The following is a 12,291-nucleotide window of genomic DNA, read 5'->3' on the forward strand; positions in this document are numbered from 1 at the left end:
CCACCACCCCCCCCCCCCCCCCCCTCCCTTCCCCTCCCCCCCCCCCCCCCCCCCCCCCCCCCCCCCCCCCCCCCCCCCCCCCCCCCCCCCCACCACGCCGTCACACCGTGGCCCGCTCCTTCGCCGCAGCCCGCCCGGATACGGGAGCGTCCAGGTGGACCACCACCGAGGTGTAGAAGCGGTGCACGGCGTCGTCGACGCTGCGGATGAAGCCGGACTCCGCGTTGCCCCGGCCACTGCCCATGCCCTTGAAAAGAGACAGGCGGAAACCGGTGATCCGGGTGGCGCTGTCCTTGGGCAGCAGGTCCCCCGGTTCCGGGCGGAGCCGCTCCAGCGTGCCCCGGGGGCCGCCCGCCTGGCCGTCCACCAGGGTTTCGACGTGCAGGTCCGCCGGTGCCTCGGCAAGTTGGCGGACCAGGCGCTTGACCCAGGTCAGGGGGTAGCCCTGCTCGGGGGCGGCGATCTCCACGGACGTACGCAGCTTGGCGGTGCGCAGGTCGGCGCTGACGGTGAGCAGGCCGGGGGCGCCCTCGACGCGCAACTCCGCGTGGAGCCTGCCCTCCAGGCACAGCTGGTCGGCCAGACGGGCGCGGCGGGTCCCGGGGTCGGTGCCGCGCCGGGTGCGCTGGGCGGGCAGCACTTTCTGCCCGAGTTCGCCGCCCAGGCGCAGGCACACCTGACGGATGAGCCGCTCCCAGCTCTCCACCACCTCCAAGGCGCGCGGGTCGCCCTGGCAGAGGGTCTCGTCGTCGATTCCGTTGCGCACCGGCACCCAGGCCGAGCCCATGTTCTGGAAGCCGTGGCAGCCGGAGTTGTCGTGCTGGAGGTAGTGCAGGAGGTCCTGGAGCAGCCAGGTGCGGGCCGCGTTGCCGACGCCCTCGTGCCGGATCAGCATCTGGGCCTGATGGGCGACTTCGGCCCAGGACAGGTGCCAGAGCGCCACCTGGTGCTTGCGCCGCCGGTCGACCTTGACGTCGACCAGCGGGCTGCCCTCCAGCGCGACGTCGTTCGACAGCGTGATCACGGCCTCGTAGCCGCGCCGGGCGGCGATGTCCATGTAGGCCTGGACCTGCTCGGACTTGAGGGCGTTGCCGTTGGTCTTGGTCTCGACGAGTGCCGTCCACAGCTTGCCGGCGCGCTCGACGCGGATCACTCCGTCGGGGCGCCGTGGCGTGTCACCGTGCGGCAGGGAGACCTCGGTGAACGTCTCCATGCGGCCGGACGGCGCGCCGAACGGGGCGGTGATCCGCCTGCCGAAACGGGGTACCTGGGCCATCACCGACAACAGGACCGAGGTGGCGCGCATCTCCCGGTCGCGGTCGCCCTTGAGCGCCGAGACCGGAAAGAGCCGCGCCGGCCTCCAGGTCTCGTTCTCCGCCAGGCTCTTCGCGGGCGCCCTGGGCGGCGTGACCCTCTTCTTCGCGGTCCGGGGCCGGGCCGTCCGCCTCTTCGGGGCGGCTTCCTCGTCGGCCGGCGGGCGCGGTGCCGGGACGGCCTCAAGTGTCGGCTGCGGCTGGGTGCCGGGAGAGACGACGGTGGATGATTCCTCCGCGACCGCCGCCGCGCACTCCGCCTCGTCGTCCTCGATGTCGACGCCGAAGTCCGTCGCCAGCCCGGCCAGCCCGCTCTCGTAGCCCTGCCCGACAGCCCGGAACTTCCACTCCTCCCCGCGCCGGTAGAGCTCACCGAAGATGATCGCGCTCACCGGACCGGCGTCCTCGATGACGAACCGGAGGAGGCTCTCGCCCACGGCGTCGGCCAGTGTCACCCGCAGGTCGTGCAGTTCGCCGAAGCGGGCCCCCTCGTACCGGCTCGCGGCCACGACGATCCGCTCCACGTCGGCCGGGACCGCGGTCAGGTCGAAGCTGATCCGGTCCTCGCTGCCGTCCCCCGTCGGCTCCTTGCCGAGGAGCTGCACACTGCCGTCGGCGGCCACCGGGTTGTTGTAGAAGTAGAAGTCGGCGTCGCTGCGTACCTTGCCGTCCGCGCCCAGCAGCAGGACGGACACGTCGGCGTCGCCCTCCCCGGTCGGGCTGGACCAGCCCAGGCTCACGATCGCGGATCCGGTGTTCTCGCTCAGGGCCGTCAGAGACACGTTCGAGCCCATGGTCATGTCACGCACAGAGATTCCCCCACCCTTGCGACACCTGTGACGTGTCGCACACAGGGCACTTTAATGTGCACGCCACGTGTCTGTGGCGTGCTCACGGGTTTCCGCCCGCCGGCCTCTGCCCATTGCCCGGGCAAACCTCTGTGGCTAGCCTGTGTTCGTCATGCCGATCGCCTGTTGATATCTCGAACGTTGATATCGCCAGCACAGGCGCCTGAGAACACTTAGGGAGGGGGCCGATCGTGGGACGCCTCGTACCAGCCGTGACCCGGGCTCTCGACATTCTCGAGCTCTTCCTCGACGGGGACGGGACGCTCTCCGCCCCCGACATCGTGCGCAAGCTCCAGCTGCCGCGCACGACCGTGCACGAGCTGGTGACCACGCTCGCCGCCCGGAAGTACATCGTCCCGGTGCCCGGCCAGCCCGGACGCTACCGGCTCGGCGTGCGCCCGTACCAGCTCGGTGCCCGCTACTCCGAGCAGCTCGACCTCGCGGCCGAGGGCCAGCTCGTCGCCCGGTCCGTCGCCGAGACCTGCGACGAGACGGTGCACGTGGCGATCCTCGAGGACACGGACGTCATCTACATCGCCAAGGTCGACTCCACGCACGCCGTGCGGATGGTGTCGGCGGCCGGGCGCAGGCTGCCCGCCCACTGCACGTCCGTCGGCAAGATGCTGCTGGCCTCCCTTCCCGAGCACGAGCTCGCCGCGCGGATCCCCGACGGCGCCGAGCTGGTCGCGATGACCCCCAACAGCATCACCGACCCGGCCGCCCTGCGCGAGACCCTGGCCGAGATCCGTGAGCGGGGCCTCGCCGTCGAGAACCGCGAGTCCAACCCGGACGTGAGCTGCGTGGCCGCGCCGGTCCGCGACCGCACCGGCCAGGTCGTCGCCGCCCTGTCGATCTCCGTGCCCATGATCCGCTGGAGCGAGGAGCGCCGCGCCGAGCTGGAGCAGCTCGCCGCGAAGGGCGCCGCCGAGCTGTCCGAGCACCTTGGCCACCGGAGCGTGGCATGACGACGACGCCGTACGAGGTCGCCGTACGGGCCGAGGCCGACCTCGGCGAGGGTCCCACCTGGGACGCGGCGGCCGGCCGGCTCCTGTGGATCGACATCCTCGGCTGCCGGGTGCACACCTACGACCCGGCCACCGGGCGCCGCACGGTCCGCCGGACGGAACAGCACGTGGGTGCGGCCAAGCCGCGGGCCGGCGGGGGGCTGGTGCTGAACCTGCGCGACGGGGTCGGCCTCCTCGACCCCGACGGCGGTTTTCGCTGGCTGCACCGTGAGCCCGTGCCCGGCCGCCGCGCCAACGACGCGGCCGTCGCGCCGGACGGCTCTCTGTGGGCCGGCACCATGCGCTACGACGAGGCGCCCGGGGGCGGCACGCTGTCCCGCGTCACCGGTGACGGCTCGGTCGATGTCGTGCTCGACGACGTGGCCGTCAGCAACGGCACGGGGTGGAGCCCCGACGGCCGGCTCATGTACTACATCGACTCCCCGACCCGGCGGGTCGACGTCTTCGACTACGAGGACGGGCGGCTGTCCGGGCGGCGGACCCTTGCGGAGATCGAGGACGGCGCGGGGTTTCCCGACGGGCTGACGGTGGATGCCGACGGGTGTGTGTGGGTGGCGCTGTGGCAGGGGGCGGCGGTGCGCAGGTACACGCCGGAGGGGCGGCTGGACCGGGTGATCGAGTTGCCCGTGCCGCTGGTGACGGCCTGTGCGTTCGGTGGGGCCGGGCTGAGTGATCTGTACGTCACGACGGCTCGGACCGGACTGACGGAGCCGCCGGCACTGGCGGGGTCAATGTTCGTGGTGCCGCGGGCGGGCAAGGGAGTTGCCCAGCCCGCGTTCCAAGGCTGAGGTCCGCTCGTGGGGGTGGTGGCGCGACCCGGCGCCGCGGGGTGCCGCCGCGCCCACCCGTGCCGCCCTGGGGACACGTCCCAGGCCCGAGAGGCACTGGGGGGAGGCACGACTGCCCGCGGCTAGGCCAGCCCGGCGGCCTTCCGTTCCTCAGCCGTCAGCGGTGGCCCGCTCAACGCCGGCCGCAACGGCCCCACCGCCGCCGCCACCATCACCGACGGTGTCAGCAACACCCCCGCCCCCCGCTCCAGCGACGTCACGTCCGTCACCCGGCGGGCGATGCGCCCGTTGCCCGTCGCCGTGTACATCAGCCGGTCCACGTACGCCGTCACGAGCCGGTCCCGCAGCGTCGGGCCCTGCTCCGTCGCGCCCGGGTAGAAGACGTCCTGCCCGATCGCCAGGTCCCAGGCCGCGCCGACCGGGCGGGACACCGCCTTCTGGATCAGCCGGGACAGCCCGGGAGCCGACCAGCCGTGCCGCCGCAGCGTGTCCCGCAGGAGCAGGGCGCTCTGCGCGGCGACGGCCAGGCCGTGCCCGTAGACCGGGTTGAACGCGGCGAGGGCGTCGCCGAGGACGGCGAAGTTCGCGGGCCACACCGGCATCCGCTCGTAGAAGTGCCGGCGGTTGACGGTCGTGCGGGTGTACGCCACGTCGGACAGCGGCTCGGCCCGTTCGAGGAGGTCGCCGATGACGGGGTGGCGCAGGTCCTCGCGGGCGAAGCGGACGAAGTCGTCGTTCTCCGGGGACGGCCGGCCGCCCCGGGTGCCGCACAGGGTGACGATCCACCGGCCTTCCTCGATGGGCAGCAGGAAACCGGCCCGGCCCGGTCCGCCGTCCCGCCGGTCGGGCTGCACGTTGACGACGGGAAAGCCGTCGCGGGCCTGCTCGGGGGCGAGGTAGAGGCGGCTGGCGTACGCCAGGCCCGCGTCGACCTCGCGCCGCTCCGCCAGGGGCAGGCCGAGGGCGGTCAGCCACCGGGCGGCCCGGGAGCCGCGGCCCGAGGCGTCGACGACCAGGTCGGCGGCGAGGGTTCGCTCGCGGCCGCCTTCGCAGGGCCGGATGCGGACGCCCGTGACGGCCGCGTCCGTGCCGGTCAGGCCCACCGCCTCCGCCCGCTCGACGACCTCGATCCGCGGGTCGGCCAGGACCCGGGCGCGGACGGTCGCGTCCAGCAGGTCCCGGCCGGCGAGGACCACGTGGTGGGACTCGGCCCAGCGCCGGAACCAGCCCCGCGTCCCCAGGGCGACGACGTCCGTCGTGACCGGCAGCCGGTTCGCCCCGGCCTCCCCGAGCGCCCCGGTGATCCCCGGCAGCAGTTCCTCCATGGCCCGCGCGCCGCCCGACCAGAGCATGTGCGCGTGCCGGGCCTGCGGCAGACCCTTGCGGGGGCCGGGAGCGGCGGGCAGCGCGTCGCGCTCCACCACGATGACCCGGTCGGCGAAGCCGGCCAGGGCGCGGGCCGCGAGCATGCCGGAGTGCGATCCCCCCAGGACGACGGCGGTTCTGGCGGGGGTGGGACGGTCAGTCATGCGCGGGCGTTCTCTCTCCCGGGGGCGGCCGCGCGTGAGCGTACCGCCTCGATGTGGTCGCGGTGACGCAGGGCCAGGGCCACGGCCTGGATCTCCTGGAGCAGGTAGGCGGTGTCGGGGCCGGACGGGGAGGCGGCGCTGTCGGACTGCGGGGCCCGCTCCCGCGCGGCGACGGCGTCCAGGATCGTGACGGCGGCGGCCAGCGCCCTGGCCCGGCCGGGCTCGAACCCGAGGTCCCGGGCAGCGGCGTAGGAGCGTTCCCGCAGGTCCTCGTCGAGGTGCCGGGAGAGCTGGAGGAGCACGTCGCGGATGTACGTCTCGCGGCGGATCAGGCGCAGTTCGCCGGTGGCGCGCGGGGCGAAGGGGGCACCGCCGCCGTTCACGGTGCGCAGCAGCAGGTACAGGGGCCGCAGTTGCCAGTGGGCGAGCCGGATGCGCCAGCGCTCGTGCAGGTACTGACCGCCGTGCGGGATGATGAAGCCGATCGCGACCATGGTGGCCGACAGGCAGGCGGCCGAGGGCGCCAGGTAGGTGCTCAGCCAGTCCAGATCGTGGCCGGTCATCCGGGCGATGACGGCGGTGAGTTTGGCGACGTCGAAGAGCAGGTTCGTCGCGTAGCCGACGCCCAGGAACCTCAGGCCCCAGCGCAGCCAGGCGTCGAGGCCGTCGGTGCGCACCCAGTTCCAGATCAGCCGGGCCGTGACCGAACAGGCCACGGTGTGCGCGAGGAGATAGAGCAGGATCTCCTCGCGCATGAAGGGCGTGGTGGCGTAGTACGTGTCCAGGTCCCGGCGGCGCTCCACGGGGACGTCCGCGAGCCAGAACAGCACCCACAGGGCGACGACCACGCCCGCGTAGGCGAAGACGACCCAGCTTGCGGCGCGGCGCGTGGAGGCCGAGCGGTCGGCCAGGCCGTTGCGCCAGGCGACGATCAGCAGCAGCCAGGACGCGCACAGCGCGGTGAGCAGCGAATAGACCAGCGGTGCCGCGATGTTCGGCACGCCGGTGACGCGGTTGGTCCAGCCGATGACCGACGGGGACGCGAAGACGAACACGGCACAGGCGAACAGCAGCAGCCCGCCGACGGCCCGCAGCATCGGGTCCCGCCACATCCTCACCAGGCTCGGCAGCTTCATCACCAGGGCGACGGTCAGCGCGCCGATCGGCAGCCAGAAGGAGACGGAGAAGGTGTCGAGGACGTCCCGTGCGTGGGTCATCGCGCGCCGCCTCCGCGGTAACCCATCGACCGCCGCACCGGATCGAGCGCGGCGTTCGGCTCGTCCCGGGCGGTGCCGTCCGCGAAGGAGCGGAACGCGGCGGCCAGCCGGTGCCCGAACGCGTCGGCGTCGGCCTCGTCCCGCTCGCGCGAGCCGTCCCGCGCCGCCACCGTCAGTGCCACGGACTTCCAGCCGGGCTCGCGGTCCAGGGCCCGGGCCGCCGCCGTACCGGCGACATGGTGGTGGCCGTGCCCCGCGTGCAGATGCCACAACTCATGGCCGAGGATGACCAGTTGCTGCATCGCCTCGGCCCGTTCCTCGACGATGACCAGGTCGAAGTCCTGGAACTCCACCCACAGCCCGGTCACGTCGATCTCGTCGGGGAACCGCTCGAAACGCAGCTCGACCGGACGCCCGCCCCGCCGCGCGCTCATCTCCTCGCACAGCGCCCGGCACAACGACCGCACGCCGTCCGGGACCTGCTCCCGCGCCCGGACCGCGGCGGCGAGTTCGGTGGCCAGGCGGCGCATGGCGGCACCACGTCGCGAGCGCCTGAGCGCGGTGGCGGCTCGCACTCGCGCGCCCGCGATGTCCATCGCTCCCCCTTCTCAGCGCCGGCCGGCGGCTTGGCCGCGCGTCCGAGCCTACGCGCCCGAAAGTGTTCGCGTCATGCGATCCGGTGCCGGTAGTGCAGCGGGGAACGACCTTTCCTGCTCGAAAGTCGTGCCCAAAGCTCCGGGCCGACCATTGACGAGAAAGCGCTTCCTCTTTACCGTCCCGTTCGAAGTCACGAGCACCTTCCGGTATATCGAACACGACAGCAAGGGCAGGGCATGGGACGACCTGACCTGAATCGCAGGCAGCTACTCGGCGGGCTCGGAGGACTCCTCGTCGCGGGCAGCTTCGGCTTCGCCGCCGTCGGCACGGGCGCCGACGCACTCGCCGCCGACGCCGACACCCGCGTGCGCTACTGGAACCTCTTCAGCGGCGGCGACGGATACAACATGATCGCGATGCTGGACGCCTTCCGTAAGGCCAACCCGGACATCGCGGTGAAGGACTCCACCCTCCAGTGGGGCAGCCCCTTCTACACCAAGCTCGCCATGGCCGCCGCGGGCAACCGCGCACCCGACCTCGGCGTCATGCACCTCGGCCGGGTCACGGGCTTCTCACCCGGCCGCTTCCTGGACCCCTGGGACGTCGGCCTGCTCGCCAAGTACGGCGTACGGGAAGCCGACTTCAGCCCCGCCCTGTGGAAGCGCGCCGTCATCGACGGCAAGCTCTACGCCCTCCCGCTCGACATCCACGTCCAGCTCTGCTTCTACCGCAAGGACGTGCTGAAGAAGGCGGGCCTGCTCGGCGACGACGGCCGGATCGTGCCCGTCACCTCCGCCGACGAGTGGTTCGACGTCCTCAAGGAGGCCAAGAAGGCCACCAGGAAGGGGCTGCAGACCATCGGCATGTGGTCCACCGACCAGAACTTCCAGTGGTGGTTCTTCGTCGCCTTCTACACCCAGCTCGGCGGCACCTGGTTCGACGCCGCCCACACCGAGGTCACCTTCGACACCGGCAAGGCCACCCAGGTCCTTCAGTTCCTGCGTCGGCACATCACCGACGGCTACTGCGACCCGGGTTTCGCGGGCCTCGCCGGGGCCGAACAGTTCGTCAACGGCTCCCCCTTCGTCTGGGAGGGCAACTGGTCGGTACCGGTCTACTCCGGGGCCAAGGTCGACTTCGGCGCGACCCCGCTGCCGCCCGTCTTCGGCAAGCCGGCCACCCACGCCGAGTCGCACGCCTTCGTCCTGCCGCACCAGTCCGACCGCGGCGGCGCCACCAACGAGGCGGCCCACCGGCTCGCCGCATACGTCGTCCGGCACGCCCGGCAGTGGGCCGCCGGCGGCCACATCCCCGCCTACACGCCCACCTTGTCCACCGCCGCGTACAAGGCGCTGAACCCGCAGAGCGAGTACGTCTCGGCCATGGACCACCAGGCCACCGAGCCGAAGGTGTGGTTCGCGGGCTCCACCGGCATCCTCGCCCAGCGCGTCGGCCCGGTCGTCGTCGCCTCGACGACGGGCTCCACCAAGCCGGAGACCGCCGCCCGCCGGATGAAGAGCACACTCACCCAACTGCTCGCCATGAAGAACCCCATGGACGGCCGCACAGCCGCACAAGGAGGTGCGACCGCATGATGGCGACCAGCGCCCAGACCATCACCGCACCCTCCCGCGCAAGGACCGCCGCCGACAGCGCCACCCTCCGCCGGCCGCAGGGCTTCCAGCACGGCGGCTGGTTCGTCGCCCCGTTCCTCCTGCTGTTCACGCTCTTCGTGATCTGGCCGCTGCTGCGCGGTGTCTACCTCAGCTTCACGGACGCCAACATCTCGGGCGAGGGCGCGAGCTTCGTCGGCCTCGACAACTACCGCGAGGCCCTCAAGGACCCGCTGATGTGGGACTCCCTCGGCCACAGCGCGTACTTCACGCTTCTGGTCGTCCCCTGCATCACGGTCCTCGCCTTCCTCCTGGCGATGCTCGCCCACCACATCGAGCGCGGCACGTGGCTGTGGCGGCTGTGCTTCTTCGCCCCGTTCCTGCTGCCGTCCACCGTCGCCGCCAACCTGTGGCAGTGGCTGTTCAACCCCGGCACCGGAATGATCAACCACGTCTTCGGCATCGAGACGCCGTGGCTGACCGACAAGTCGTACGCGATGCTCGCCATCGTCATCCAGACCCTGTGGTGGACGGTCGGCTTTAGCTTCCTGCTCTACCTGGCCGCGCTCCAGGGCATCCCCGGCCACCTCTACGAGGCCGCCAAGCTCGACGGCGCGAACGCCTGGCACCGCATGGTCCACATCACCCTGCCGATGCTGCGCAACATCACCGGCCTCGTCGTCGCCCTCCAGATCCTCGCCTCGCTCCAGGTCTTCGACCAGGCCGTCGTGATGATGGACTTCCTCCCCGGGCCCGAGGGATCGACCCGCACCTTCGTCCAGTACACCCTCGAAGAGGGTTTCACCAGCTACCGCGTGGGCTACGCCTCCGCGATCTCCGTCATCTTCTTCGTGATCATCGCGGCCGTCGCCCTCGCCCGGATGTGGCTGCTGCGCAACCGTGAGGAGAGCGCCCGATGACCACCGCCGTACCGGTGAAGCCCCGCAAGCCGTGGACCCCCAGTCAGATCGTCCTGACCCTCCTCGGCGCAGCCGTCTCGGCCGCCTTCCTGGCCCCCTTCGCCTGGGCCCTGTTCACCTCCCTCAAGTCGGAGACCGAGGCGGTGGAGGTACCGCCGCACTGGCTCCCGCGGGACTTCACCGGCCAGGCCTGGAAGGCCCTCTTCGAGACCGGCAACATCACCAACTGGTTCGTCAACTCCGTGGTCGTCTCGGTCTGCGTGACGTCCGTGGTGCTGCTGGTGAGCGCACTCGCCGGATACGGCTTCGCCCGCACCGAGTTCCGCGGCAAGAACGCCCTGATGGGCCTGGTCATGGCGGGCCTGATGATCTCGCCCGCCGTCCTCGGCGTGCCGCTGTTCACCACCGTCCAGCAGTTGGGCATGGTCGACACCTACTGGGGCATGATCCTGCCGCAGTGCGCACCCGCCGCGATGGTCTACATCCTCTACAAGTTCTTCCAGGGCATCCCGCGCGAACTGGAGGAGGCCGCCTTCATCGACGGCGCGGGCCGCTGGCGCGTCTTCTTCACCATCGTCCTCCCGCTCTCCCGCCCCTCCCTCGCCGCGGTCGGCATCTTCACGTTCATCGCCTCGTGGAACAACTTCCTCTGGCCGTACATGGTGACCAACAACCCCGACCTGATGACCATGCCGAACGGCATCGCGACCGTCATGAACTCCTACGGCATCCAGTGGGCCCAGCTCATGGCCGGCGGCCTGATGGCGGGCCTGCCCCTGATCATCGTCTTCGTGTTCTTCCAGAGGCAGATAGTGGCGGGCGTGGCCCATACGGGCTTGGCAGGGCAGTAGCCGGTCGCCCCGAACCCACAGCCGCCACCGAGCAGAACCACTCACCCCGAAAGGCGAACATGCACACCGCCCGCTTCACTCTCGACCCAGCCTTCACCGTCGGCGAGGTCAACCCCCGCCTCTTCGGCAGCTTCGTGGAACACCTCGGCCGCTGCGTCTACACCGGCATCTTCGAACCCGACCACCCCACGGCCGACGACAAGGGCCTGCGCCAGGACGTCCTGGACCTCGTCCGCGAACTCGGCGTCACCGCCGTCCGCTACCCCGGCGGCAACTTCGTCTCCGGCTACAAGTGGGAAGACTCGGTCGGCCCCGCGGAGAACCGCCCCCGCCGCCTCGACCTCGCCTGGCACTCGACGGAGCCGAACCGCTTCGGCCTCTCCGAGTACATCGACTTCCTCCGCAAGATCGGCCCCCAGGCCGAGCCCATGATGGCCATCAACCTCGGCACCCGAGGCGTCGCGGAAGCCCTCGAACTCCAGGAGTACGCCAACCACACCCAGGGCACCGCCCTGTCCGACCTCCGCGTCAGCCACGGCGACAAGGACCCCTTCGGCATCAAGCTGTGGTGCCTCGGCAACGAGATGGACGGCCCCTGGCAGACCGGCCACAAGACCGCCGAGGAGTACGGCCGCGTCGCCGCCGAGACGGCCCGGGCCATGCGCCAGATGGACCCCGGCGTCGAACTCGTCGCCTGCGGCTCCTCCAGCCAGTCCATGCCGACGTTCGCCGAGTGGGAGGCGACCGTCCTGGAGGAGACGTACGACCTCGTCGACTACATCTCACTGCACGCCTACTACTGGCCCGAGAACGGCGACATCGACTCCTTCCTGGCCTCCGCCGTCGACATGGAGTCCTTCATCGACAACGTGGTCGCGACCGCCGACCACGTGGGCGCGAAGCTCAAGTCGAAGAAGCGGATCAACCTCTCCTTCGACGAGTGGAACGTCTGGTACCTCCCCGAGTGGGAGTCGCACGCGAAGACCTTCGAGCAGGACGACTGGCCCGAGGCGCCCCGACTCCTGGAGGACAACTACAGCGTCACCGACGCCGTGGTCTTCGGCTCGCTCCTCATCGCCCTGCTGCGGCACGCCGACCGCGTGACGGTCGCCTGCCTGGCCCAGCTCGTCAACGTCATCGCGCCGATCATGACCGAGCCGGGCGGCCCGGCCTGGCGGCAGACGACGTTCTTCCCGTTCGCCCAGGCCGCCAGGTATGGCCGCGGCCAGGTCCTCGACGTCCGGGTGGACTCGCCGACGTACGAGACGAAGAAGTACGGCGAGACGGACCTGCTGCACGCCACCGCCGTGCGCGCCGAGGACGGCACGGTCACGGTCTTCGCGGTGAACCGCAGCCGCACCGAGTCGCTGCCGCTGGAGGTCGCGCTGAACGGCCTCGACCTGTCGTCGGTCGTCGAGCACAGCGCCCTCGCCGACGCCGACCCGGACGCCCGCAACACCCTCGACGACCCCGAGCGGGTGGCCCCGCACGCGGTCGACGGCACGGCCCTCCGGGACGGCACGCTGAGTGCCGTCCTGGAGCCGCTGTCCTGGAACGTGATCCGGCTGGCGTGACAGCCGGTCCGGCGCG

Annotated in this window: 10 protein-coding genes; 6 read left to right on the top strand and 4 right to left on the bottom strand. The window is 71.4% G+C overall.

Annotated elements, in window-relative coordinates; translation table 11 throughout:
* Positions 1-100 precede the first annotated feature (100 nt).
* The gene (locus tag AC07F0_RS16385) at positions 101-2,113 is read right to left on the bottom strand and encodes a TerD family protein (RefSeq protein ID WP_478979907.1); all 2,013 of its coding nucleotides are present in this window, start codon (positions 2,111-2,113) and stop codon (positions 101-103) included.
* 239 nt (positions 2,114-2,352) lie between these two features.
* Here AC07F0_RS16385 and AC07F0_RS16390 point away from each other — a divergent pair, with 239 nt between their 5' ends.
* Complete coding sequence (locus tag AC07F0_RS16390) at positions 2,353-3,126, top strand: IclR family transcriptional regulator (RefSeq protein ID WP_478979383.1); 774 nt, start codon at positions 2,353-2,355, stop codon at positions 3,124-3,126.
* The gene (locus AC07F0_RS16395) at positions 3,123-3,974 is read left to right on the top strand and encodes an SMP-30/gluconolactonase/LRE family protein (protein WP_478979386.1); all 852 of its coding nucleotides are present in this window, start codon (positions 3,123-3,125) and stop codon (positions 3,972-3,974) included. Before AC07F0_RS16390 ends, AC07F0_RS16395 begins: the two co-directional genes overlap by 4 nt.
* 122 nt (positions 3,975-4,096) lie before the next feature.
* Here the strand turns inward: AC07F0_RS16395 and AC07F0_RS16400 are convergent, their stop codons facing one another.
* Genes AC07F0_RS16400 through AC07F0_RS16410 form a run of 3 tightly spaced genes read right to left on the bottom strand, consistent with a single transcriptional unit; the run spans position 4,097 to position 7,316 of the window.
* Entirely contained in the window at positions 4,097-5,503 is a 1,407-nt protein-coding gene (locus AC07F0_RS16400; RefSeq protein WP_478979389.1) for an NAD(P)/FAD-dependent oxidoreductase, read from the bottom strand.
* Complete coding sequence (locus AC07F0_RS16405; RefSeq protein ID WP_478979392.1) at positions 5,500-6,720, bottom strand: MAB_1171c family putative transporter; 1,221 nt, start codon at positions 6,718-6,720, stop codon at positions 5,500-5,502. The genes AC07F0_RS16400 and AC07F0_RS16405 overlap by 4 nt, the downstream gene beginning before the upstream one ends.
* Entirely contained in the window at positions 6,717-7,316 is a 600-nt protein-coding gene (locus AC07F0_RS16410) for a toxin-antitoxin system, toxin component family protein (RefSeq protein WP_478979395.1), read from the bottom strand. The genes AC07F0_RS16405 and AC07F0_RS16410 overlap by 4 nt, the downstream gene beginning before the upstream one ends.
* 237 nt (positions 7,317-7,553) lie before the next feature.
* Between AC07F0_RS16410 and AC07F0_RS16415 the strand changes: the two genes are divergently transcribed.
* Genes AC07F0_RS16415 through arfA form a run of 4 tightly spaced genes read left to right on the top strand, consistent with a single transcriptional unit; the run spans position 7,554 to position 12,275 of the window.
* Entirely contained in the window at positions 7,554-8,912 is a 1,359-nt protein-coding gene (locus AC07F0_RS16415) for an extracellular solute-binding protein (protein WP_478979398.1), read from the top strand.
* Positions 8,909-9,850, top strand: coding sequence for a carbohydrate ABC transporter permease (locus AC07F0_RS16420; RefSeq protein ID WP_478979400.1), 942 nt, complete (start codon positions 8,909-8,911; stop codon positions 9,848-9,850). Before AC07F0_RS16415 ends, AC07F0_RS16420 begins: the two co-directional genes overlap by 4 nt.
* Positions 9,847-10,701, top strand: a complete 855-nt coding sequence (locus tag AC07F0_RS16425; RefSeq protein WP_478979403.1) for a carbohydrate ABC transporter permease — start codon at positions 9,847-9,849, stop codon at positions 10,699-10,701. Before AC07F0_RS16420 ends, AC07F0_RS16425 begins: the two co-directional genes overlap by 4 nt.
* A 59-nt stretch (positions 10,702-10,760) precedes the next feature.
* Positions 10,761-12,275: an arabinosylfuranosidase ArfA gene (gene arfA / locus AC07F0_RS16430; RefSeq protein WP_478979406.1), complete on the top strand. Its 1,515-nt coding sequence runs from the start codon at positions 10,761-10,763 to the stop codon at positions 12,273-12,275.
* The last annotated feature ends 16 nt before the right edge of the window (positions 12,276-12,291 follow it).

The organism is Streptomyces sp. NPDC045955 (assembly GCF_056430805.1).